The sequence below is a fragment of the Micromonospora sp. CB01531 genome (assembly GCF_001905095.1).
GTDB lineage: Bacteria > Actinomycetota > Actinomycetes > Mycobacteriales > Micromonosporaceae > Micromonospora.
In genome coordinates, this window is sequence record NZ_LWLS01000069.1 from 128192 (window position 1) to 150738 (window position 22547).

Sequence of the window (22547 nt, forward strand, 5' to 3'; positions counted from 1 at the left end):
CAGACGCATGGTTCTACCCGGCTTCGGGTGGCGCGGACGCCACGCTGGCGTGCGTGAGCGGTACCCAGCACATGCCCGCCGGAGCCTGCGGAATTGCGGATTCGCGGGCCTAACCGCCGGCGAGCAGCTTCTTCTGCACCTTGCCCATCGCGTTGCGCGGTAGCTGTTCCATCAGATGGATCTGCCGCGGGCGTTTGTGCGCGGCGATCCGGCCGGCCACGAACTCGATGAGCTGCGCCTCGCTCGCCGCGTCGGCGACCACGTAGGCGACCACCTGCTGCCCGAGGTCGGGATGGGGCGCGCCGACCACGGCCGCCTCCCGGACCGCGGGGTGGGCGAGCAGCGCGTCCTCCACCTCGCCCGCCCCGATCCGGTACCCACCACTCTTGATCATGTCGATGGACGCGCGGCCCATGATCCGGTGCCACCCGTCGGCGTCGACTGTGGCGATGTCGCCGGTGCGGAACCAGCCGTCCGAGGTGAACGACTCCCGGTCGGCCTCCGGCCGGTTGAGGTACCCGCGGAACATCATCGGCCCACGCACCTGGAGTTCGCCGGGGGACTCCCCGTCGGGCGCCACCGGGCCGCCGTCCTCGCCGACCAACCGGGTCTCGACTCCGGCCAGTGGCGTGCCGACGAAGCCGGGCCGGCGCGCACCGTCCGCGCGTCCGCTGACCGTGATCAGCGTCTCGGTCATCCCGTACCGCTCGACCGCCGGCTGGCCGGTGAGCTCGGCGAGCCGCGCGAAGACGGGCAGCGGCAGCGGTGCGCTGCCGGAGACCAGCAGCCGAGCCGACGACAGGGCCCGGGCGGCGGACGGATCGGCGCAGACCCGCGACCACACGGTCGGCACGCCGAAGTACAGGGTGCCGCCGGCGGCGGCGTACGCGTCCGGCGTGGGACGGCCGGTGTGGGCCAGCCGGGACCCGACCCGCAGCGCACCCAGCACCCCGAGCGCGAGGCCGTGTACGTGGAACAGGGGCAGACCGTGCACCAGCCGATCCTCGGGTGTCCACGACCAGGCGTCGGCCAAGGCGTCCAGGTCGGCGGCGATCGCCTGCCGGGGGATCACCGCTCCCTTCGGCGCTCCCGTGGTGCCGGAGGTGTAGAGGATCAGCGCGGGACTCTCCGGCGCCGGCCCGGGATAGCTGCTGCTCGAGCGGGCGTCCAGGTCGACGGCGACGACGGGAACCCGTACCTCCGCCAGCGCCGCGCCGTCCTCGACGGCCGGGGGGACGAGCAGCAGCGAGGCGGCAGAGTCACGTAGCACGTGGTCCCGCTCGGCCGGGCCGGAATCCGGTGGTACCGGTACGACGGGCACGCCGGCGAGCAGGCCGGCGACCACGGCCACCACGGTTTCCATGCTGGCGGTCGCCCAGATCGCCACCGCGTCGCTACCGGCGATGCGGTCGGCAAGGGCGGTAGCGGCGGCGAGCAGTTCCTCCCGCGACGCCCGCTGGTCCCCGACCCGGATCGCCTCGGCGTCGTCACCGAACGCCCCGGACAAGGCCGGTAGCAGCACCTCGTGGCTCCCCTCAGGTGGTCTCAGTCCAGGAGCCAGGCCTGCATCTGGCTGCCGTACGGGGTCAGGCTGATGGCGAGCAGCGCGAAGGAGACGGCCGTGCCGACCGCGAGCCAGCCGGCGGCACGTCGATGACCACGCACGCCAGCACGGAGCAGGTGCAGCAGCCCGAGGAGCCCCGCGACCGCCGCGAGCGGTCGGATGAAGATCGCTATGAGGTGTGTCAAGCTGAAGATCCAGGTCAACGGATTCCACAGGGAATCGGGACCGACCGGCGGGAGGTAGACCTTCGGGTCGTCGAACTGATCCAGTCCCGGGCTGAGCAGCCCCTCGTAGTGTCCGCTTCGGACAGCCGCGACGAGTGCGGTGATGCCGGCGCCGAGCAGGTAGCCGGCCGCGAGCAGACCGTGGAGCGCCAGGATGGCACGCGTGCCGGCGGGCCGTTCCGCGTGGATCGACTGCGGGGCGCCACTCACCATGTCCGTCATCGCCTGACGGTACCGCCCGGCCGCCCTCCGCGTGTGCCCCGGTACACGGGCATGCATGCGACGTACCCGGGCCGCTCAGAGACCCGGGTGCCGTCGACGTGGGCCGAGGCCCGACCGGTGTCGCTACCGGCTGCTCTTGAGGTTCTGGTAGAGCTGCTCGGGATCGCGGACGAAGTCCATCTTCTTGTCCCGCGCCCGGGCGAAGTCGTCGATCATGTGCTGCACCTCGCCCGGGGTGAACCGTCGGTCCTCGTCACCTTCCTTTTTCAGCCAGTTGATCACGTCGTCGTAGTTCTTCCAGTCCTTCTTGCCCATCAGGCGCTCGATGTCGGTGACGTCGTAGTCCTTCTGCATCGCCTGGCTGGACGGGTCGTGGATCTTCATTGACTGCTCCTCCCCGTGACGGCGTTCCTCGCCCGATTGCCCGTGGTGTACGCGAGCAAACGGGCGGCCTTGGGCACGATCCGGGCCGCGGGCGTCGTTCGGGACCGGCCGCTGCGGGTACGCGGGGCGGATGGCGGAGCTGCTGGAGGACGGCGACATCTACTTCCTCTACCGCCCCCGCGTGGAGCAGGAGCACGTCGACTCCCTGGAAGAGGTGCAGCGGCTGCTGGTGGTGTTGCACCCGTGGCACGGGAGGCACCTGCGGCTGCTGATCGTCGGCCGCAAACGCCTGCCCGACATCGACGAGCACGACCGCTTCTGGGCGTTCGTCGACGAGGTCGTGGATCGGCCCGAGCAGCTGCACGAGGCGGTGCAGGCGCGGGCGTACCGGACGAGGACCCGCGACCGGCGCCGGCAGCCGCCAGCGCGGCCCGTGGCGGAGGGCGCGTACGTGATCGCCCGGCACGACGACCACACGCACCTGGCGTACGAGCTGGAACTGCCGATTCGGCCCGGCGAGGCGCAGCACGAGCTGAGCATCGAGCCCGAGGCGAGTTACATCGTCACGGTCAAGAACCCACAGGCGCCTTCCCCGCCCGGGGTCGGTCTCGGCCGGTCGCGCAAGGTCAAGCTGCCCGCCGCGCTGCAGCAGAAGTTCCACGGTCGCCGTTTCGCTCCGCTCGACCCGCCCGGCTTCCTCGACCACCCCGGGACAGAGCTCGTGCTCATCGGCGCCGCCCACGACGCCTCGCAGGAGTTGCGGGTCGACCTGGACGCGGAGGTCGACCGGGCGGAGCGGAGCACGGTCTTCGGAGACCTGCGGATCAGCCGCCGGGACCGCCCGGTCGCCCCGCTCTTCGAGGGCAGGTGGGCCTGACCGGGCGTCACGCGTCGGGAGTCCCCGGTTGCTGGTGGCCGGCCAGCCGGAACCCGACACCGCGTACCGCGACGATGGTGACGCCGGTGCCGAGCTCGGTGAGCTTGCGCCGTAGCCGCTTCACCAGGGACTGCACGTCGGCCTTGCGCTCCCGTCCTTCGTCACGCCAGACCGATCGGTGCAGCTCGGGGTAGCTCCAGGTCCGGATCGGCTCGGTGGTCAGGCAGGCCAGCAGGTCGTGCTCGAGGCGGGTGAGGCTGATCTCGCGGTCCCGCCAGCAGGCGGTGGAGCGGGCCGAGTCGATCAGCAGGATGTCGTCAGCTCCGCCGGACGCGGCGGTGGGTGGCGGCGTGGACGCTGCCTTGGCAAGCCGCTGCGGCGCCGCGATCAGCCGGCGCAGCTCGTCGAGGTCGGCGACCAGCAGCAGCGGCGCGACGCCGTCGAGGCGTTCGGCGAGCCGGAGCCGCTCGGCCGGCGAGGGCGTCACCGCGATCAACAGCGGGAACAGTTCCTCGGCCGGCTCGGATCGGTCCGACACTCTGCTTTCCTCGTCCTCGTCCTCGGCCACGGCTACCCCACCTCGAACGGTGGGCAAAATCTGCCCAACGTCACTATGGCCCTGACAGTAATTGTCAATCTTGCCGACAACCAGGCAACCGTTAGTGAGAAGTTGCTTACGTAGCGTTCTTGATCGCGCTTTCCTCTAGATCATAGTGTCCACCGTGGGCAGCCGGCGTGACCCGCGCGGTGCCCTGAGGGGGCATGGGGAGTTCGTCGATTCCGGGTGTGATCCAAACGGGAGTCTCCCGCACCCTTCGCCATGACTCGATCAACTGCGGGTCGTCTCTGGAGGAGGCAGCACCAATGCTAAGACGTCCACACAGGATGCGCATCGCCAGATGTCTGGTGAGCGCCGGCGCGGCGATCGCCCTCGTCGCAACAGGATTGGCCACCGGTTCAGGTGCGCAGGCGGCACAGACCGGAACGGGAGCAGCCTCCGCCTCTGACAAGATCCGCCCGGACCTGGCGAAGCAGCTGCAGGGCAAGACCGAGGGCGACTTCTGGATCCACTTCAAGGCCAAGGCGGACTTCAGCAAGGCCACCGGAATCACGGACTGGGCCAAGCGGGGCACCGCGGTCGCGGAGGCGCTGCAGAAGACCGCTGCCGAGAGCCAGGCCAAAATCAAGGCTGAGCTCGACAGCTCGGGTGTGAAGTACCAGACCTTCTGGGCGACCAACGCCATCAAGGTCACCGGCGGCTCGTCCTCGATGGCACAGAACTTCGCCGCCCACGCCGAGGTCGACGGCCTGTACGCCCCGGTGGAGTACAAGGTTCCCGAGGTCACCAAGGGCACCAACGAGAAGACCGTCAACGCCCTCGAGTGGGGCATCGCCAACATCAACGCCGACGATGTCTGGTCCCAGTACGGCGTCAAGGGCGCGGGCATCACGGTGGCGAACATCGACACCGGCGTCCAGTTCGACCACCCCGCCCTGGTGAACAGCTACCGCGGCAACAACGGCGACGGCACGTTCGACCACAACTACAACTGGTTCAACGCCGCCGGAACTTGCGCCGCCGCGCCCTGCGACAGCAACGGCCACGGCACGCACACCATGGGCACCATGGCCGGCACCGACGGCGCGAACCAGATCGGCGTCGCCCCCGAGGTCAAGTGGATCGCCGCGAACGGCTGCTGCCCCAGCGACGCCGCGCTGATCACCTCCGGCCAGTGGATGCTCCAGCCCCGGGACCTCAACGGTCAGAACCCGGACGCCAGCAAGCGGCCGAACATCATCAACAACTCGTGGGGTACCACGGCCCCCTCCAACGAACCGTTCATGGAGGACGTGACCAACGCCTGGGCCGCGTCGGGCATCTTCGGCGCCTGGTCCAACGGCAACAACGGTCCGGGCTGCCAGACCAGTGGCTCGCCGGGCAGCCTGACCAGCAACTACTCCGCCGGCGCCTACGACATCAACAACAACATCGCCAGCTTCTCCTCCCGCGGCGCCGGGCAGAACGGAACGATCAAGCCGAACATCTCGGCCCCCGGCGTGAACGTCCGGTCGAGCGTTCCGGGCAGCAGCTACGCCAGCTTCAACGGCACCTCGATGGCCTCCCCGCACCTCGCGGGCGCGGTCGCGCTGCTGTGGTCGGCGGCACCGGCGCTGGTCGGTGACATCAACGCCACCCGCGCGCTGCTGAACACCACGGCGGTCGACAAGGCCGACGCCCAGTGCGGCGGCACCGCGGCGAACAACAACGTGTACGGCGAGGGCCGGCTGGACGCCCTCGCGCTGCTCAACGCCGCCCCGATCGGCGACACCGGCACCCTGGCCGGCACGATCACGGACGCGGGCAGCGGTGCCCCGATCGCGGGTGCCGCGGTGGCCCTGACCGGCGCGGCCAGCCGCCAGTTGACCACCGGGAGCGACGGCAAATACTCGTCGCTGCTTCCGGCCGGCGACTACCAGGTTGCCGTGTCGGCGTTCGGCTATGAGAGCAAGACGGTGCCGGCGACGGTCACCAAGGACACCACCACGACGACCAGCGTCGCGCTGGCGGCGGTGCCGAGTGTCACCGTCAGCGGAACGGTCGCCGACGGTTCCGGGCAGGGCTGGCCGCTCTACGCCAAGGTCAGTGTCGAGGGCCCGTCGGGTGTGTCCGACTACACCACCCCCGCCGACGGTCACTACAGTTTCAAGCTCCCGAGCGGGGCGACGTACAGCATCAAGGTCGAGCCGCAGTACCCGGGCTACCAGACGGTGACCAAGGACGTCGTCGTCGGCGCGAGCAACGTCACCCACAACGTTGCCGTGCCGGTGAACGCCAACTCCTGCACCACGGCGCCCGGCTACCGCAACGGCTCCGACGGTGTCTACGAGACCTTCGACGGCACCACCGCGCCTTCGGGCTGGTCCGAGTTGGACGGTCTCGGTAACGGCCAGGTCTGGCAGTTCAACGATCCCGGCAACCGCGGCAACCTGACCGGCGGCGCCGGCAACTCGGCGGTGCTCGACAGCGACAAGTACGGCAGCGGCAACCGGCAGGACAGCTCGCTCGTTAGCCCGGTCGTCGACCTGACCAACGTCTCGGCGCCGGTGATCCGGTTCAACCAGGACTTCCGGCAGCTGGGCACCAACAAGGCGGATGTCGACCTCAGCCTCGACGGCGGCACCACTTGGACCAACGTGCTCCGGCAGTCGGCCAGCGCCCGGGGGCCGCTGGTCACCGAGGTCAAGATCCCGCAGGCGGCCGGTAACGCGCAGGCCAGGGTCCGGTTCCGCTACTACGACGCCTCGTGGGCCTGGTGGTGGCAGGTCGACAACGTGCTGATCGGCAGCCAGGTCAGCTGCCAGCCGATCGACGGTGGCCTGGTGCTCGGCCACGTGCAGGACAAGAACGACGACAGCTACCTCAACGGCGCCACCGTCACCAGCGACGACCGGACGGCCGAGAAGGCCACCACCGCCGCGACTCCGGACGACACCGACCTGCCGGACGGCTTCTTCTGGATGTTCTCGTCGTTGACCGGGTCGCACAAGTTCACCGCGAAGGCCGGCAGCTACGTCAGCCAGAGCAAGGACGTCAACGTCCAGAAGAGCGGGGCGACGGCGGCGACCTTCCAACTCGGCGCCGGCCGGCTGTCCATCCAGCCGTCCGACGTGAGCGGGACGGTCCAGATGCCCGCCGGTAAGGTCAACAAGTCCTTCACCGTGACCAACACCGGTGCGGCGCCGGTGGACGTCCAGTTCAGTGAGCGGGACGGTGGCTTCTCGCTGCTTCGGGCCGACGGATCCACGATGAGCAAGCAGCAGCTGCTCGCCTCCAGCGGCGCGCCGGAGCAGCGGCTCAACGTTCCGACGTCGTTCGCCGCGCAGGCGTCCAGCAAGGACGCCAAGGTGACCACCGCGGACGGCCCGCAGGCCGCCCCGTGGACGGACATCGCGGCCTACCCGGCGAACGTCATGGACAACCGGGTGGTCAACCTCGACGGCAAGGTGTACTCGATCGCCGGCGGCAACGGATCGGCGTCCTCGGCGAAGAACTACGTCTACGACCCGATCGCGCAGACCTGGGCGGCGATCGCCGATCTTCCTGGTGCCCGTAACGCCATGACCGTGGGCGTCGTGGACGGGAAGATCATCGCGACCGGCGGCTGGGGGGCTTCCGGGCCCGACGGCGCCACCTGGTCGTACGACCCGGCGGCCAACACCTGGACGAGCAAGGCCAGCAACCCCGCGCCGCGCGCCGCGGCCGGGCAGGCGGTCGTCGACGGCAAGCTGTACGCGATCGGCGGTTGCACCACCGCCTCCTGCACCCCGATGTCCAACACGGTCGTCCGGTACGACCCGGGCAGCGACACCTGGGAGACGCTGGCCAACTACCCGAAGTCGGTGGCCTTCGCCTCCTGCGGCGGGATCGACGGCGTCGTCTACTGCACCGGTGGTAACGACGGGTCCGCCGCGCAGAAGGCCGGCTACGCCTTCGACCCGGGCGCCAACGCCTGGACCGCCATCGCCGACGCGCCGACCGACACCTGGGCCAGCTCCTTCGCCGTTGCCAGCGGCAAGCTCATGGTCGTCGGTGGCGTGCAGGGCGGAGCCATCAGCAACGCCGGCTTCGCCTACGACCCGGGTGCCAACTCCTGGTCCAACCTGCCGAACGCCAACACGGCCCGCTACCGCGGTGGCGCGGCGTGCGGCTTCTACAAGATCGGCGGCTCCTCGGGCAGCTTCAACGCCGCACCGGACAGCGAGGCCCTGCCTGGCTTCGAGGAGTGTGCCGAGCGCCCGGCGGACGTCAGCTGGATGACGATCGACAAGACGTCGGCCACGCTGGCGCCGGGCGAGAAGATCACGGTCACCGTCGGGATGACGGCGAACGTCGACCAGCCGGGCACCTACTCCGGTTCGATCGGGATCAAGGAGAACACGCCGTACACGGTGCAGCCGGTGCCGGTGACGATGAACGCGCAGCCGCCGGGTACCTGGGGCAAGCTGCTGGGTACGGTCACCGGGACGAACTGCCAGGGTGTCAGCGCGCCGCTCCAGGGTGCGACCGTCCAGGTTGACTCGAAGGCGAACTCCTGGACCTTCACCACCGACGCCCAGGGCAAGTACGCCTACTGGTTGGACCGCAAGCACAACCCGTTGAAGATGATCGTCGCCAAGGACGGCTGGAAGCCCCAGAACCGTCAGACGATGATCAGCAGCACCCCGAGGGTGGAGGACTTCGCATTGTCCCCGACCAAGTGCTGACAACTGAACAGTGACTGATCCGGCCCGCCTGGTCGCAACCAGGCGGGCCGGATCAGTGTGTGCAGGTTGTCAGCCAGCTTCGGTGCCGGTGGAGTGTGACGGTCAGGCCAGGGCGAGGCGGAAGCCGACCCCACGGACCGCGTGGATCGCCGCCCGGGCGTCCAGCCAGGCGAGCTTGCGCCGTACGCGGCGCACCACCGAATGCATGTCGGAGCCGCGGCCGAGGTGCTCGTTGCCCCAGACCTTCAGGTGCAGCTGCTCGTAGGTCCACACCTGTCCGGGCGTACCGACCAGGCATACCAGGAAATCGTGCTCCAGCGGCGTGATATCGATCTCGCGCTCCAGCCAGCGCAGCACCCGTCGGTCGGAGTCGACGATCAGTTCGGGTGGTGGCGGCGGACCGGTCTCCACGGCGTCGACGATCGCGGTTTGGCCAGCCGGTGGGGTCCCGGCGGTCCCGGGTGCCCCGGCCGCGTCGAGGAACTCCCGTGCCTGCTGGACGGTCGAGACGATCAGAAAGGCCTCCGTCCCGCCGAGCAGCTGTGCGAGTTGCCGGCGTTCGGCCGGCGAGGACGCGATGCCGATGACCAAGGATTCGCTCGGGATTGCCCTCATCCCCCCACCCCTTCCGGTTCCCGACCCGTTCTGGGATGTTTCTCCTGCAACGCCAATCAATTGGCGTTCTTACGTGCTAGTGCCCGTTTGGCGTAAAGTATCCGCTGATCGGCGAGTCAGTAGTCGATTGTGGACAGCAATTTTTGAAACGTGGTCGTCACTTTTTTTGGGCGGCCACTGCTCGCGGTGGATGGCGAACCCGGTCTCCGCTGCTCGCCTGGTGCATGGCCCCGGCCCCCCACCGCTCAGGGTGGTCCCTGATGCTGTTTTCCGGTGCTGCCGAGATGTCACTCCGGGTGCTCGTGCTGCCTCTCTTCAGGCGTTTCGGCGCCGCGTCGTTGATCAAGACGCCGTTGGTATAGTAATGCACTTCGATGTAACGGGCAACGTCCGATGTGCACCTTGCATTTGTGATAGCCGATACCGGTTTGAGTGTTCGAATACCGATTGTTCCGGTCGCTCAGGAGCGTGGCCGCGGAGACCGATCGGACCCGGGGCGGGGGAGGCCGGTACCCCGCGAGCGGATGCCGGCGCACGCTCGTCGTTCGCGCCGACTCCCGCTCCGAGGGGTCCTTCGAGCGCGCCCAGGCCCTGCTGGTGGGCGACGATCTGCCCGCGCCGGATTTTCGCCAGTGAGCGCTATTGAAATTCCGGCGCAAGCGCGCCAGGATGGCGACGAAGAGCAACCATCCCTGGTGAAGACGGAGGTTGCGGCGTGGCACCTGCACACCGCACTCGGAGGTGGCTGACGTGAGCATCGCACCGGCCCAACGCCGCGTCGACCAGCGACCAGTGCTCGACCTGGTCGCCGCCGAACAGGCCGCCGCCCGGTTCCTGGCCGCACTCGACATCGACCTGGACTCGGAGAGCCTGCGCGACACTCCCCGCCGAATGGCCCGGGCGTACGCCGAACTGCTCACCGCACGTCCGTTCGACCTGACCACGTTTCCGAACGACGAGGGCTACGACGAACTCGTCCTGGCTCGATCCATCCCGATCCGGTCGGTCTGCGAACACCACCTGCTGCCCTTCGTCGGTGTCGCACACGTCGGCTACCTGCCCGGCGAGCGGATCCTCGGACTGTCCAAGCTCGCCCGCGTGGTGGAACTCTTCGCCCACCGCCCGCAGGTGCAGGAGCGGCTGACCAAGCAGGTAGCCGACTGGCTGGCCCTCGAACTGGCACCCAAGGGCGTCGGCGTCGTCATCGAGGCCGAGCACCTGTGCGTGACCCTGCGGGGCGTACGGGCCGCCGGCGCCACCACCGTGACGTCCACCCTGCTCGGCGCCCTACGAGACGACCCCCGCTCCAGAGGCGAGTTCTTCTCCCTCACCGGCGCCCACTGACCGAACTGGAGAGCGGCATGGAAAGCAGCGACACCTTCGTCATCGTCGGTGCCGGCCTCGCCGGCGCCAAGGCCGCCCAGACCCTGCGCGAGGAGGGCTTCGCCGGCCGCGTCATCCTGCTCGGCGCCGAACCCGAACGGCCCTACGAGCGGCCACCGCTGTCCAAGGGCCTGCTGCTCGGGACCACGGGGTGGCTGGACGCGTACGTGCACGACCCCGGCTGGTACGCCGCGAACGACGTCGAGCTGCGGACGGCGACCAGGGTCACCGCCGTCGACCGCGACCTCCGCCAGGTCGTGCTCGACACCGGCGAACGGCTCGGATACGACAAACTGCTGCTGACCACCGGCTCCACGCCCCGCCGACTGGACGTCCCCGGCGCCGACCTGGACGGCGTGCGGTACCTGCGCACGCTGGACGACTCCGCCGAGATCAGCACAGCCCTCGTCGGCGGCGCCCGCGTCGTGGTCATCGGTGCCGGCTGGATCGGCCTGGAGGTCGCCGCCGCCGCCCGCCAGTACGGCGCCGCCGTCACGGTGGTGGAGACCGCCGACCTGCCGTTGCAGCGGGTGCTCGGTAACGAGGTCGCCCGGGTCTTCGCCGACCTGCACCGCGGCCACGACGTCACCTTCCACTTCGGCGTCGGAGTCCAGGAGATGCGCGGCGCGGGGCGGGTCTCCTCGGTGCTGCTGACCGACGGCACCGAACTGCCCGCCGACACCGTCGTCGTCGGCGTGGGCATCCAACCCGACACGAAACTGGCCGAGGCGGCCGGCCTGAAGGTGGACAACGGGATCGTCACCGACGCCCGGCTGCGTACCTCCGACCCCCACATCTACGCCGCCGGCGACGTGGCCAACGCCCACCACCCGCTGCTCGACCGGCAGCTGCGGGTGGAGCACTGGGCGAACGCGCTCAACGGCGGCCCCGCCGCGGCCCGGTCCATGCTGGGCCAGCAGGTCGAGTACGACAGGTTGCCGTACTTCTTCTCCGACCAGTACGACCTAGGCATGGAGTACTCGGGGTGGGTGGACCCGCGCGGCTACGACCGGGTGGTGTTCCGTGGCGACCCGGCCGTGGTGGGCGGCCGGGCGCCGGAGTTCCTGGCGTTCTGGGTCTCTGACGGCAGGGTGCTGGCCGGGATGAACGCCAACGTCTGGGACGTGACCGACCAGATCCAGGCGTTGGTGCGGGCGGGCCACCGGGGCCGGGCCGTCGACCTGGACCGGCTCGCCGACCCGCAGGTGCCGCTGGGCGACCTGCTGTCCTGACGGCAGGAGCCGGTGCGACGCCTCAGGCCGGGCGGACCTGCACGCAGCAGGCGTCGGGCGCGGGGGCCAGCCGCGCGCGCAGATCCGCCCGGCCGAGCCCGCTGAGCAGCCCGGCGATGAAGGCCTCGTTCAGGCCGCACACCAGCTCGGTCTGCCGGGCGGCGAGGGCGTGGAAGGGGCAGTTCCGCAGTCGGATCAGCTCCTGCTCGCCGGCCGGCTCGAAGCCCAGATCGGCCAGGACGGCGGCGACCGGCCGGCCGCGGCCGACCTGGCGACCGATCTCCGCGCCCCGCTGCGCCGCCACGCGGAGAGCGGCCGACCGGGCATCCGTCGGATTCTCGGCGACGGCCTCGGCCAGGATCTCGCCGATCAGCTCGTAGCGGCGCTCCGGGATGGTCAGGGCAATGGAGCCCGGCGCCGCCTCGTACACCTTCGGTGTCCGACCACGGCCACGCGGCTGGTCGGCCGGAGCCTCGTACCGCGCGTGCAGCAGCCCGGCGTCGACGAGCTTGTCGAGGTGGAACGCCGCCAGGTTGCGCGAGATCCCCTGCGCCTCGGCGGCCTCGTCCCGGGTCACCGGGTGGTCCTGGCTCCGGACGTAGTCGTACAGAGCCCGTCGTACCTGGTCGGTGAGGACAGTCACCGCCTGCCAGGGGGCCGTCGCCATACCGAGAGTTTATCACCAACAGATGTTGTCGAAATTGGCTCTGTCTGCACATCCACCTCCAAGGTCAGGGCGCTGTCGCGTCGCCTTCACAGGCGGAAGATCCGGACCACCAGCCCGGTGTCGTGCAGGGTGTGCGGCGCGACGGCGTGATACGCCCAGGCATGCACCCACGCGTTGCCGGTCCGTACCGTCAGCCAGGTCTTGAATGCACCGGGCAGGGCGTAGATGAGCAGCACGAACAGGATCGTCAGCACGAACTCGTGCGGCGATCCGTACCGCCCCCAACCCTCGAACACGTGCAGGGCCGCGTAGGTCAGACCGCCGAGGACCAGCGTGCCGGTCGTGGAGCCGGTGAGACGTGCGTACCGGGGTACGAGGAGGCCCTGCACGAAGATGACGGTGGGCAGGACGGTGCCGGCCAGGTAGAGCAGGAAGGTCAACGGTGCGCCGACCGCGATCTGCCCGGCAGTCAGCCCGGCGAACGCGTGGCCGAGCACCGCCCACTGGGCCAGCGACTCGAGAACCAGCACGACCAGGATGAGCACCACGTCTCCGCGGCGGTCCGCCGAGCGGAGGCAGAGTTGGTGGGTGGTGTACCGCCGGCGGAGCCACAGGTACGGCAGCAGCGCGTAGGTCAGGCCGTTGTACGTGGCCCAGCCGATTGCCTCGGCCGGACGGATCGGGTCGGTGGTGCCGACCAGCGTGCCGGCAAGGTGGAAGCCGATCGGATGCCAGCCGACTGCCCGGCCGAGGAGCAGGCCGCCGATCTGCGCGAGGACGCCGTACGCGATGAGCAGCCAGATTTCGCGGTGGGCGGTGGGGCCCGGGGGGATCCGCTCGGCGATCGCCGGGTCCGACCGCCGGCGGGTGAGTGCATACCCGACGACGCCCAGCAGCAGCAGTTCGACCAGGGTGAACTGAGCGGCGATTACCTGGCCGGACCCGGACGGCGGGTCATGCTGCGCCGGCCAGTCGAAGGGCGCTTGGTTGGGCGCGAGGAGCAGCACGGCTCCGTTGACGGCGATCCAGCCGAGGGCCGCGGCAGCCAGCCAGACCCTCTCTCGTCGTGGCATCCGCCCTCCCCATTTTGTAGCACGCCTGTGTTAGAACAGCAATGTAGCACGACTGTGCTATAAAGGCGAGGTGCCGAAGATGGTGGATGCGGAGGCCCGTCGCACGGAGCTCGCGGAGGCGGTGTGGCGGATCGTCATGCGCGACGGGCTGGAGCAGGCATCGGTGCGCAACGTGGCGCGCGAGGCTGGCCTGTCCATGGGCTCGCTACGGCACTACTTCGCCACCCAGTCCGAGCTGCTCGGCTTCGCGCTGCGCCTGGTGGGCGACCGGATCGAGGCGCGGCTCCGGGCCGTGGACGTCACGGGCGACCAGCGACGCGTGGTGCTCGCGATGATCGACGAGATGCTGCCGCTGGACCGGCAGCGGCGCGGCGAGTGTGAGGTGTGGTTGGCGTTCACCGCCCGGGCGGTCGTCGAACCGAGCTTGGCCAGCCTCCGTGAGGAGATCGACGCACGCCTCGTCGAGGCGTTCCAGATGATGATCAGGCGCTTGGCCGACAGCGGCGCGCTACGACCCGACCTGGATCACACGGTCGAGGCTGAGCGGCTGTACGCGCTCGTCGACGGGGTGATTCTGCACGCCGTCCTGCAACCCAGCCGGATGTCCGGCCCGGCCGGCAGGGCCGTCGTCGCCACGCATCTGGCACAGATCGCGCCCGGCGACCCGGGCGGCGTCTGAGCGTCATCCATCCTGATGGTGAGTCATTCACGTCGTCGCCTGACGCTGTCACCGCGGCGGGCCCACCTCCACGAGCACCGCGCCCGGCTGCGGCAACTCCAGCTCCAGCACCGTGCTCCCGTCCCGGTCGACGGCGTCCACCGGCTCGGCGCGCAGGGTGTCGACCGCGCGTAGCGCCGCCCACTGCTCCTCGTCGAGCCACTCGTCGACCCCGAGCCGCTCGGCGAGGGTGGTGATGTCCCCGTGCTCCCGGTCGAGCCGGGTGACCCGCACCGGCTGCCCGGCCACGCCGTCGATGCTGAGCGCTACCCGGCGGGTCAGCGCGGATCGCCGTCCCGCTTCGACTCGTCCAGCGTCGACGCCCACACCAGCACCGCGAGCGAACCGTCGGCGCGCCGGCTGGCCCAGGTCTGCACCAGCCCGTCCGCGCCGTCACCGGACGCCCGTACCGGCAGTTCCGTCTCGCCGAGGCAAGAGAGCAACCACACCGCGTGGTAGCGGGGCTTGGCGATGCCGCCGACGGTGATCAGCCCGAACCCGCCGTGCAGCAGCCGCGGCGGCCGGCCGAGCTCCTCGAAGTGGTCGCTGGCGACCCAGTACGACAGGGCGTCCACCCGGCCCGCCGCCGAGCGCATGCCGGTGAGCAGGAAGGTCGCCGCGAACACCCCGTAGTTGACCGGGTGGAAGTGGGTCGGCGTGACGCCCCACTCGGTCCAGAGGATGCGCGCGTCGGGGCGGCCGAACCGGCGCAGCGTGGGCGCAGGTCCAGCGGCGGGCTGCCGTACGTGTGGGTGGAGACGAAGTCGACCGGTGCGGGTACGCCAGCTCTCGATCGGCCCGGTGCTGCGGCGCAGGGGATCGCCTGCGCCGCAGAACGGTTGTCGGGTCTCAGCTGTTCTTCGCGCCGGGCATGGGGAACTGCTCCAGGCGCATGAGCGGTGCCAGGCGCTGCTTCATGGTGCCTGGCTGAACGGCTTACGGAGCACGTCGTGGACGAGCGCGTTGCCCAGCGCCGCCATGACCATGCCCTGGTCCGGCGCCAGGTACCGCTTGCACACCTGCCCGCTGGTCACGTTGACGGTTGCTGCGCGGTGGCGGAGGTCATGTCAGCCTCCGGTGCCGATCGCGGTCGCCTTGGTCTGCATCTCCTTGGCGGCGGTGGCGGGATCGGAGACGCCGCGCACCACCCGCTCGATGCCGTCGTCGAGGACGTCGGCGACCTGCTCCCAGGTGGCGATCGCCGGCGCCGACTTCGCGTCGTTGAGCTGCTCACCGAACGCCTTCACAAACGGGTCGTCGGCCAGCCTGCCGGACTGCCAGCTCTCCTGCACCGCCGGGAGGCTGCCGACCAGGTCGTACAGCTTCTGCTGCGCGGCCGGGGTGGTGAGGAACTGGACGAACTTCCAGGCCGTGTCGCGGTTCCTGGACTCCTTGAAGACCGCCAGGTCGGAGCCGCCGATGAAGGAGGTGCCGGCCTGCTCGTGCGGCATCTGCGCGACGTCCCACTTGCCCTCGAAGCCCGGCCCGCCCTCTCCGCGCAGGATGCCCATGTGCCACGGGCCGGAGACGAAGGCGCCGACCTCACCCTTGATGAAGCCCCATCCCACCGCCTCGGGGGCGAGATTCGTCGGCGCGAGGCCCTGCCTGAAGAACGAGGCGTAGTACTCCAGCGCCTTGCGCATCTCCGGGGTGTCGAGGGTGAACTTGCCGTCCTTCATGATGTCGGCGCCGGCCTGCCAGGCGAAGGGCATGAAGCTCTGCCACGACTCGGTGCCGCCCGGCTGCAGGTAGATGCCCCACTTGGCGCCGCCCTTTTCCTTCATCGCCTGGGCGAAGTCCGTGAGCCCCTGCCAGTTGGCGGGCTTCTGCACGCCCGCCTTGGCGGCGAGATCCTTCCGGTGGAAGATCAGCCGGGTCTCGACGTACCACGGGACCCCGTAGGCGGTGCCGTCGACGACGATGCTGTTCCACGCGCCCCCGAAGAACTTGCTCTTGTCGAACAGGCCGGTGGGGGTGGGGTCGAAGGCGCCCGTCTTGGCGAACTCGCCCATCCAGGTGGTACCCACCATGGTGACGTCCGGCGTCTGCCGGCCCGCGATGGCCGTGGCGATCTTGTCGTGCGCCGCGTCGAACGGGAAGGACGTGACGTTGACCTTGGCCTCGGGATTCTCCTTCATGAAATCCCCGGCGAGCTCGGCGAGCTTTTCGCCCTCGCCGCCCATGGCCCAGACTCTGATCGCGCCCTTGGCCTTGCCGGCCGCGATCTCCTTGCCGGCGGGCTGGCCGCCGGAGCCCGAGTCGGCCTCGTCCTGGCCGCAGCCGGTCACCCCTAGCGCGAGGGCGACCACCAGGGCGGTCGCATATCGCAGATGCTTCATGGCCTCACCTTCTCGGAGTGGGCGCCGCCGCCCGCCCGGCCCGCGCCGCAGCGGCGCGGGCCGGGCGGGCGGCGGCACCCAGTGGTGGATGTGGTGGCGGTGCTTGTCGGGCAGCCGCAGCTGTCCCGGGCGGCGAGTTCGGTCGGCAGCACCGGACCGCCGTGCGGGTGCTCGGCATCCCCGGCGGGGAGCTGTAGCAGCAGCCGGGCGGTCTGCGCGGCCAACTCCCGCACCGGTTGCCGGACGGTCGTCAGCAGCGGGGTGACCAGCGCGGCCATCGGGATGTCGTCGAAGCCGGTGATCACGAGGTCCTCCGGTACGTGCAGGCCGCGCCCCGACGCGCCCGACCAGCACCCCAGCGCGGTCTCGCCGTTGGCGTGCTCCTCGAGGGCTTGCAGCACCCGGCGGCGGGTCTCCTCGGACACCTGGTCGGTGCCGTTGGAGACCCGGGACACCGTCGCGACCGACACCCCGGCCAGGCGAGCGATCTCCCGGACCGTCAGCCGACTGCTGCTCATGCCACCACCGACCCGTTACATTTCGTTCACTAAAAGCGGTTACAGCAGCACCATCGGCAGCTGTGCCGCAGTTCACCACCGCCCGGCCCGAGACTTCCGGCGACGAGGAGCTGCCCTCGATGGCCAGAGTCGCGTTGCACCGCCGCCGCATCCTGCTCAACGACCGACCTCACCTGCTGCTCGCCGGAGAGGTGCACTACTTCCGCCTAAACCCGGTGACCGCAGGCCGGGAGGGCCCTAGTCATCGCCTGCGATTACCCCAGCCACCTGGACTTCTGACGCTCCGCGCCGGCCCGGCTCGACGTGGTGCCGCGGTGGCGCAACGACGCTGACGCACCCGGCCTGGTCCTGGCCTCCGCCGTCGATCCGGCCTGGCAGCGGCTGCTACATCTGCTCAACGTCGCCCCGTCGGGCGTGGCGTTCACACTGGCCCACCGGGGCGAACCGCTGCTCGCCGGCCGGCGGATCCGGGTCGACGGCCGCACCGGCCTGATGCTGCCGGTCGGCGTCCGGCTCACCCTGACCTGACCGGTCGCGGGCCTCGCGGGGCGGGCCGCCGAGACTGGTCCGACGCGCCGGCAGACCGCGAACGCCCACGCACCGACGTGCCGGCAAACCTCGTCAGCGTCTCCTCGCTGGATCGCCGGTCAGCGGCGGTCGCGCTTCGGGAGAAGCAGCTCCTCGTGATCGAGTTCGCGTTCCAGGACGCGGAGCCCCTCGTCGGGCAGCCGGCCGGCGTCGCGCCAGCGCAGCAGCTCCTCCCGTTGGGCCTCGATCGCCGCCCGCCGGATGCGCAGCGCCGCCTCGTACTCGGGTGAGGTGGGCACCTCGGCTGATTCGGCGCTCTGCAGCAGGTCGAGGCGACCCCGATAGCGGGCCAGGCGGGTCTGCAGCTGCCCGCGGGTGACGTTGACGGCCGCAGCCAGGTCCGGCTCGTCGGCGGCGACCTCGTCGAGGCGGGCCAGGGCCGCCTCGACGGCCGCCGAGCGGGCCTCGTTGCGTACCCGGGCCTGGTCGTTCTCGTTGGCGCGCAGGCCCAGCGCCCGGACGAGCGGCGCGAACGTCAGGCCCTGCCCGACCAGGGTCACGAGAACGACCACGAACGTGCAGAACAGCAGGAGGTTACGGTCGGGGAAGGGCACCCCGCTGTCGGTGGTCAGCGGCAGGGTGAAGATCGCGGCGAGACTGATCACGCCGCGGGTTCCGGACCAGCTCAGCGCCGCGACCTCACGGCCGGTCAGTCGACGCGCGTTGCGCTCCGCCCGCGCGGCCTCGCGGCTGCTGCCGGGCTCGTCGGTGTCGTCCTCGTCGGAGGTTCCGCCTAGCCGGGTGTGCAACGACCGGGGGAGCACCTGGATCAGCACCAGCCACGCGGGGCGCAGGAGCAGCACCACGCCGACCGACACGGCGACCGCGATGACAACCGTGGAGGTCTCGTACTCGTGCAGGCCCCGGACCACCGTGGGCAGTTGCTGGCCGATCAGGAGGAAGACGAAGCCCTCGAGGAGGAAGTCGACCAGCCGCCACACCGCGCTGGTCTGCAGCCGGGTGGCGCCGGAGACGAGCCGGGGCGTGTGGTGGCCGACGATCAGCCCGGCGATCACCACGGCGAGCACGCCGGAGACATGAAGCTCCTCGCCCACCAGGTAGGCCACGAACGGCGTCGCCAGCGAGATGGCGTTGGACAGCAACGGATCCGCGGTGAGCGGTCGGGCCAGCCGTACGCCCCACGCGACGACAGCGCCCACCGCAACCCCGCCCACCGCCGCCAACATGAACTGGCCGACAGCGGACGGAAACGAGAAGCCACCGCCCACGGCGGCGGCGACGGCCACCTTGAGAATCGTGAGCGCGGTGGCGTCGTTCAGCAGCCCTTCGCCCTGGATGATCGTGACCAGCTTCGGCGGCAGGTTGACCCGGCGGCCGACCGCCAGCGCGGCCACCGGGTCGGGCGGCGCGATCGCGGCGCCGACCGCGATCCCGGCGGCCAGCGTCGCCCCGGCGACGAAGAGGTGGAAACCGACTCCCGCCAGGAGGGCGGTGAGCAGCACCAGCACCACGGACAAACTGACCACGATGCGAAGGTTGCGGCGGATGCCCAGCAGCGAGGAGTCCAGCGCCGCGCTGTAGAGCAGCGGCGGCAGCACGACCGTGAGCACGAGGTTGGGATCAAGGCTGATGTTGGGCCCCGGGAGCAGCGCGTACACGATGCCGATGAGCGGCAGGAGCGCCGCTGCCGGCAGGCCCGTGCGCGACGCCACCCACCGCACGCCGACGATGACCGCGACGGCGGCGAGCACGAACAACAACGTCGTCTGGGGGCTCACCCGGTTACTCTCCCTGGCCGGCGGACGGTCCGAGCAGACCGCATGCGCGACCGCCCCGGCTCGGGCTTGGCTCAGCCGGCCGGAGCCGATCGATGGCGGCATCGGCGCTGAAGCGCCGGCCGCGCAGTCTGCCGCAGTCCGGAGCGTACCCGCTGGTATGGGCGGGGTGACCTCCGCCGCAGCACGCGGAGAGTTACGCCACGACCCCGCCGGTCAACCCGGTGTCGCCTCGACCACCCTCAGCGGTCGGCCCCGGGACCGCCCGCGAGCAGGTCGGCGAGGGCGGCCACCCGGCGTTGGTCGGCGACCGCGACGAGGGTGTCGTCAGGGCGCAGGACGAAGTCCGGCGCCGGCGCGGCGATGACCCGATCGCCGCGAACGACGGCGACGATCGACGCGCCGGTGCGGGTACGTGCCCGCGTGTCACCCAGCGGCCGGCCGACGTAGGGGGACCCGGCCGGTAGGCGAAGTCGGACCGCCGCCACCCCGTCGACCTGCCGTTCCAGCTCCGTCAGGTGGTCGACGGTGACCGTCGTGTCCAGCACGTCGGCAACCCAGCGCGCCTCGTCCGGATCGAGGACGACCGTGCTGAGCGCCCGCTCGGCGTCGTCGGGGTCGTAGACGACGAGGTCACGCTGGCCGGTGAGGTGGCAGACGACACCGAGCCGCTGCCCGGCGCGGGTGGTGGTGGCCCACCCGATACCGACCCCGGGCAGTGCGATTCGTTCCATGGTCATCATTTCGTTCCCATCAACTCGGCGCGGCCGTGATCGCGCCGCGCGTCCGTGCCAAGGGCCTGCGGCCGCCGGTGCGGGCCGCGGCGTTGCTCATCCGGCGACCACCCCCAGGATGACTCGGCAGCCCGGCACCCCGCATCGGTGCCGACCCCCATTCCCGCCGACGACCTCCCACGGTGCCCGGCGCCGTCCACTGGCCTGGGCGGAAACATGGGTGCCCGCCCCGATGCCGCCCCACCCGCTGCTGGGCGAGGCTGGACGGGCGCCGCGGTTCCGGGCCGACCAACCGCCCGTGTCCCGGGACGCTGTTAGAAAGGACGCGGAGCGCACCGGAGAGGAGGCGGCCGACGTGTCACTGTCGCTGTTCTGGCGGATCTTCCTGCTCAACGCGGCGGTACTCGTGGTCGCCACGGTCCTGCTGCTGCTCGGCCCGATCACCGTGTCGACCCCCGTCGTGCTCACCGAGGTGGCGGTCCTGGCCGGCGGCCTCGCCGCCATGCTGGTGGCCAATGCGCTGCTGCTGCGCGTCGGACTGGCACCGCTGGAGCGGGTCACCCGCACCATGCGGACGATCGACCTGCTGCGTCCCGGGCACCGGCTGCCGGTCACCGGCCAGGCCGGAATCGCCGACCTGATCCGCACCTTCAACGCCATGCTCGACCGGCTGGAGGCCGAACGCGCCACCAGCGCGGCGCGTGCGCTCTCCGCCCAGGAGGCCGAACGGCGGCGCGTCGCCCGGGAACTGCACGACGAGATCGGCCAGACGCTGACCGCCGTGCTGCTGGACCTCAAGCGCGTCGCCGACCACGCACCACCACCTGTCCGCGACGAGCTGCACCAGGTGCAGGAGACCACCCGGAACAGCCTCGACGAGATCCGGCGCATCGCCCGCCGGCTGCGCCCCGGCGTCCTCGACGAACTCGGCCTGGCCAGCGCGCTCAAGGCCCTCACCACGGAATACACCACCGCCGGGCTGACCGTGCACCGGCACCTCGCCGGGGACCTGCCGGAACTCGACGACCAGGTCGAACTGGTCCTCTACCGGACCGCCCAGGAGGGGCTCACCAACGTCGTCCGGCACTCGGGGGCCCGCACGGCGCACCTGATCCTGCAGCGCACCGCCGGCGGCGTCGAGCTGCGGATCCGCGACGACGGCCACGGGATCGCGACCGCCCACGAGGGCGCCGGCATCCGCGGCATGCGGGAACGGGCGCTGCTCATCGGCGCCCACCTCACGATCGGCCCGGACCCGACCGGCGGCACCGACGTGTGCCTCCGGGTACCGACGCGAAACGAGACCAGCTGACCATGCCCGGACCCACCCGCATCCTGCTCGCCGACGACCACGGCCTGGTACGCCGCGGCGTGCGACTCATCCTCGACAACGAACCCGACCTCACCGTCGTCGCCGAAGCCGCCGATGGTGCCGAAGCCGTCGAGCTGGCCCGCACCGCCGCCCCAGACCTGGCCATCCTGGACATCGCCATGCCCCGGCTGACCGGTCTGCAGGCCGCCCGGCAGATGTCCCGCGCACTGCCCGACCTGCGCATCCTGATGCTGACGATGTACGACAACGAGCAGTACTTCTTCGAGGCCCTCCGCGTCGGCGCCGCCGGCTACGTGCTCAAGTCGGCGGCTGACCGCGACCTCATCGACGCCTGCCGGGCGGCCATGCGCGACGAGCCATTCCTCTACCCGGGGGCCGTCACCACGCTGGTCCGCGACTACCTCGGACGGGGCAGCAACCCCGACTCCGTCACCGCGCGCCGGATCACCGACCGGGAGGAGGAGGTCCTCAAGCTCGTCGCCGAGGGGCACAGCAGCAAACAGATCGCCGACCTGCTGTTCCTCAGCATCAAGACCGTCGAACGGCACCGGTCCAACATCCTGCAGAAGCTCGGGCTCCGCGACCGGCTCGAACTCACCCGCTACGCCATCCGGGCCGGCCTCATCGAACCGTGACGCCGCCTCACGAGGCCGCCCGGCACAGGACGACGTCCGCCGGCACTCAGGACGTAGCGGCGGGTATCCGGGGTCGCGGTCCGCGCGGTCGGCCGCGGCGCAGGTCGAAGGTGTCCGGGTACCGGACGAACGCCCACGTGGCGAGGGCGAGCGCGATCAGACACAGCGCTCCCGGGACGACGAAGCCGACCTGGTGCCCCACGGAGCATCGGCGAGGTCACGGTGCCTTGTACGACGGGTTGAACAGCGGCCGGGTCGACATCGCCCGGCTACGGGTCGTCCTGAGCGGGCTGCCGCTGCCGCGCACCGCGGACGGGCGGATCGTGTTGGCGGTCGATGTCAGTAACTGGCTGCGCCCGGACGCGTCCACCAGCCCTGACCGGCTGTTCTGCCATACCTACGGCCGCGGCAAGGGTCAGGCGCAGATGATCCCGGGTTGG

The 22547-nt window shown here is 70.6% G+C and carries 21 protein-coding genes and 1 pseudogene; 9 read left to right on the forward strand and 13 right to left on the reverse strand.

Annotated features, from left to right (window positions below; genetic code table 11):
• Nucleotides 1-109: 109 nt before the first annotated feature.
• The 3 genes from A6A27_RS18285 to A6A27_RS18295 all read right to left on the reverse strand — a co-directional run bounded on the left by A6A27_RS18285 (nucleotide 110) and on the right by A6A27_RS18295 (nucleotide 2394).
• A complete protein-coding gene (locus tag A6A27_RS18285; RefSeq protein ID WP_073835823.1) occupies nucleotides 110-1522 on the reverse strand; it encodes an acyl-CoA synthetase in 1413 nt (470 codons plus the stop codon).
• Between the two features lie 23 nt (nucleotides 1523-1545).
• Nucleotides 1546-2010 (reverse strand): hypothetical protein, encoded by a 465-nt coding sequence (locus A6A27_RS18290; protein WP_073835824.1) that lies wholly within the window; start codon nucleotides 2008-2010, stop codon nucleotides 1546-1548.
• 123 nt (nucleotides 2011-2133) lie between these two features.
• Entirely contained in the window at nucleotides 2134-2394 is a 261-nt protein-coding gene (locus A6A27_RS18295; RefSeq protein WP_073835825.1) for a hypothetical protein, read from the reverse strand.
• A gap of 130 nt (nucleotides 2395-2524) precedes the next feature.
• Here A6A27_RS18295 and A6A27_RS18300 point away from each other — a divergent pair, with 130 nt between their 5' ends.
• Nucleotides 2525-3271 carry a hypothetical protein gene (locus A6A27_RS18300; RefSeq protein ID WP_073835826.1) on the forward strand — a complete coding sequence of 249 codons (747 nt, stop codon included), beginning with the start codon at nucleotides 2525-2527 and terminating at the stop codon, nucleotides 3269-3271.
• 7 nt (nucleotides 3272-3278) lie between these two features.
• On the opposite strand, the gene A6A27_RS18305 is transcribed toward A6A27_RS18300, so the two are convergent.
• Nucleotides 3279-3839 carry a winged helix-turn-helix domain-containing protein gene (locus A6A27_RS18305; RefSeq protein ID WP_241825320.1) on the reverse strand — a complete coding sequence of 187 codons (561 nt, stop codon included), beginning with the start codon at nucleotides 3837-3839 and terminating at the stop codon, nucleotides 3279-3281.
• A 317-nt stretch (nucleotides 3840-4156) separates the two neighbouring features.
• Here A6A27_RS18305 and A6A27_RS18310 point away from each other — a divergent pair, with 317 nt between their 5' ends.
• A complete protein-coding gene (locus A6A27_RS18310) occupies nucleotides 4157-8536 on the forward strand; it encodes a S8 family serine peptidase (RefSeq protein ID WP_241825321.1) in 4380 nt (1459 codons plus the stop codon).
• 102 nt (nucleotides 8537-8638) lie between these two features.
• Here A6A27_RS18310 and A6A27_RS18315 read toward each other — a convergent pair whose 3' ends face one another.
• Nucleotides 8639-9151 carry a winged helix-turn-helix domain-containing protein gene (locus tag A6A27_RS18315; protein WP_073835828.1) on the reverse strand — a complete coding sequence of 171 codons (513 nt, stop codon included), beginning with the start codon at nucleotides 9149-9151 and terminating at the stop codon, nucleotides 8639-8641.
• A 750-nt stretch (nucleotides 9152-9901) separates the two neighbouring features.
• Between A6A27_RS18315 and folE the strand changes: the two genes are divergently transcribed.
• Together folE and A6A27_RS18330 are read left to right on the forward strand one after the other, a co-directional pair.
• A complete protein-coding gene (folE, locus tag A6A27_RS18325; protein WP_073835830.1) occupies nucleotides 9902-10495 on the forward strand; it encodes a GTP cyclohydrolase I FolE in 594 nt (197 codons plus the stop codon).
• A gap of 17 nt (nucleotides 10496-10512) precedes the next feature.
• On the forward strand, nucleotides 10513-11766 hold the full coding sequence (locus A6A27_RS18330) for an NAD(P)/FAD-dependent oxidoreductase (protein WP_073835831.1): 1254 nt from the start codon (nucleotides 10513-10515) through the stop codon (nucleotides 11764-11766).
• 22 nt (nucleotides 11767-11788) lie between these two features.
• Here the strand turns inward: A6A27_RS18330 and A6A27_RS18335 are convergent, their stop codons facing one another.
• Complete coding sequence (locus A6A27_RS18335) at nucleotides 11789-12433, reverse strand: helix-turn-helix transcriptional regulator (RefSeq protein WP_073835832.1); 645 nt, start codon at nucleotides 12431-12433, stop codon at nucleotides 11789-11791.
• 86 nt (nucleotides 12434-12519) lie between these two features.
• A complete protein-coding gene (locus tag A6A27_RS18340; protein WP_073835833.1) occupies nucleotides 12520-13506 on the reverse strand; it encodes a hypothetical protein in 987 nt (328 codons plus the stop codon).
• Between the two features lie 79 nt (nucleotides 13507-13585).
• On the opposite strand from A6A27_RS18340, the gene A6A27_RS18345 reads away from it, so the two are divergent.
• Nucleotides 13586-14185 (forward strand): TetR/AcrR family transcriptional regulator, encoded by a 600-nt coding sequence (locus tag A6A27_RS18345; protein ID WP_083672678.1) that lies wholly within the window; start codon nucleotides 13586-13588, stop codon nucleotides 14183-14185.
• 48 nt (nucleotides 14186-14233) lie between these two features.
• On the opposite strand, the gene A6A27_RS45045 is transcribed toward A6A27_RS18345, so the two are convergent.
• The 4 genes from A6A27_RS45045 to A6A27_RS18365 all read right to left on the reverse strand — a co-directional run bounded on the left by A6A27_RS45045 (nucleotide 14234) and on the right by A6A27_RS18365 (nucleotide 17081).
• Nucleotides 14234-14473: a hypothetical protein gene (locus A6A27_RS45045; RefSeq protein WP_073835835.1), complete on the reverse strand. Its 240-nt coding sequence runs from the start codon at nucleotides 14471-14473 to the stop codon at nucleotides 14234-14236.
• 29 nt (nucleotides 14474-14502) lie between these two features.
• Nucleotides 14503-15039: a GH39 family glycosyl hydrolase gene (locus A6A27_RS45050; protein ID WP_338013297.1), complete on the reverse strand. Its 537-nt coding sequence runs from the start codon at nucleotides 15037-15039 to the stop codon at nucleotides 14503-14505.
• 252 nt (nucleotides 15040-15291) lie between these two features.
• Entirely contained in the window at nucleotides 15292-16563 is a 1272-nt protein-coding gene (locus A6A27_RS18360) for a sugar ABC transporter substrate-binding protein (protein WP_073835837.1), read from the reverse strand.
• On the reverse strand, nucleotides 16560-17081 hold the full coding sequence (locus tag A6A27_RS18365; RefSeq protein WP_073835838.1) for a substrate-binding domain-containing protein: 522 nt from the start codon (nucleotides 17079-17081) through the stop codon (nucleotides 16560-16562). The genes A6A27_RS18360 and A6A27_RS18365 overlap by 4 nt, the downstream gene beginning before the upstream one ends.
• Nucleotides 17082-17387: 306 nt before the next feature.
• On the opposite strand from A6A27_RS18365, the gene A6A27_RS18370 reads away from it, so the two are divergent.
• Nucleotides 17388-17609 (forward strand): hypothetical protein, encoded by a 222-nt coding sequence (locus A6A27_RS18370; protein WP_143194059.1) that lies wholly within the window; start codon nucleotides 17388-17390, stop codon nucleotides 17607-17609.
• A gap of 119 nt (nucleotides 17610-17728) precedes the next feature.
• On the opposite strand, the gene A6A27_RS18375 is transcribed toward A6A27_RS18370, so the two are convergent.
• Nucleotides 17729-19408, reverse strand: coding sequence for a Na+/H+ antiporter (locus A6A27_RS18375; RefSeq protein ID WP_073835840.1), 1680 nt, complete (start codon nucleotides 19406-19408; stop codon nucleotides 17729-17731).
• 239 nt (nucleotides 19409-19647) lie between these two features.
• On the reverse strand, nucleotides 19648-20145 hold the full coding sequence (locus A6A27_RS18380; protein WP_073835858.1) for a cation:proton antiporter regulatory subunit: 498 nt from the start codon (nucleotides 20143-20145) through the stop codon (nucleotides 19648-19650).
• A gap of 292 nt (nucleotides 20146-20437) precedes the next feature.
• Between A6A27_RS18380 and A6A27_RS18385 the strand changes: the two genes are divergently transcribed.
• The 3 genes and pseudogenes from A6A27_RS18385 to A6A27_RS18395 form a co-directional block, all read left to right on the forward strand.
• Nucleotides 20438-21451 (forward strand): HAMP domain-containing sensor histidine kinase, encoded by a 1014-nt coding sequence (locus A6A27_RS18385; RefSeq protein ID WP_206745059.1) that lies wholly within the window; start codon nucleotides 20438-20440, stop codon nucleotides 21449-21451.
• 2 nt (nucleotides 21452-21453) lie between these two features.
• On the forward strand, nucleotides 21454-22107 hold the full coding sequence (locus tag A6A27_RS18390; protein WP_073835841.1) for a response regulator: 654 nt from the start codon (nucleotides 21454-21456) through the stop codon (nucleotides 22105-22107).
• A gap of 203 nt (nucleotides 22108-22310) precedes the next feature.
• Nucleotides 22311-22547, forward strand: a pseudogene (locus A6A27_RS18395) (transposase); the annotation flags it as partial.